The 704-nt window shown below is 23.4% G+C and carries 1 protein-coding gene; it reads left to right on the top strand.

What is annotated here, in order from left to right; translation table 11 throughout:
- Positions 1-507: SMC-Scp complex subunit ScpB (scpB, locus tag KGF52_RS21045; RefSeq protein ID WP_227841527.1), on the top strand; the 507-nt coding region annotated here is incomplete at its 5' end.
- Between the last annotated feature and the right edge of the window lie 197 nt (positions 508-704).

The raw sequence follows: 704 nt of genomic DNA, 5'->3' as shown, positions 1-704 counted from the left end.
TCTATTATGTTTGCATATGGTGACCCAATAAGTATAAAAGAATTAAATTATATAATAAATAAAGAACTTTCATCAAAAGAGATAGAGATTATGTTAAATTTGCTTATTGATGAGTATAGAGAAAAAAATAGAGGTATTCAGATAATCAAATTGGAAAACAAATATCAAATGTGTACAAATGAAGATTATGCAGAATATATAAAAAAAATTATTGAACCAAAGAAAAAGAAAAGTTTGAGTCAAGCTACACTAGAGACTCTTACTATAATTGCATATAAACAACCAATAACAAAAGTAGAGATAGAAGATATAAGGGGAGTAAAATGTGATAAGGTGTTACAAACTCTATTTGAAAATCAACTTATAAGAGAGGCTGGTAGACTTAATAAAATAGGAAAACCAATAATTTATAAGACAACAGATGAATTTTTAAAGCTGTTAAATATAGAAAGCCTTGAAGAGTTGCCTGCTATAGAAACTTATCAAGAAGCAGTAACAAATGAATAAAATGTTATACAAAGATAATGTTAATTTTACAATAGAAATGTTAATTTTAAAATAAAAATATGAAGAACACAGTAATTTAGTTTATAGTTTTAAATTTTTTAGACGGTTTAAAATAATCTAAGTTATTGTGTTTTTTTGTGAATATAAAAAAATGGTTTTGGTAAAATAAATATGGTTAATTAAGTATAAATAGTAAT

It is taken from the genome of Clostridioides sp. ZZV15-6597 (assembly GCF_020657815.1).
Classification (GTDB): domain Bacteria; phylum Bacillota; class Clostridia; order Peptostreptococcales; family Peptostreptococcaceae; genus Clostridioides.
Note: the sequence above shows the minus strand (reverse complement) of the source record. Positions and strands in the feature narration are given on the sequence as shown.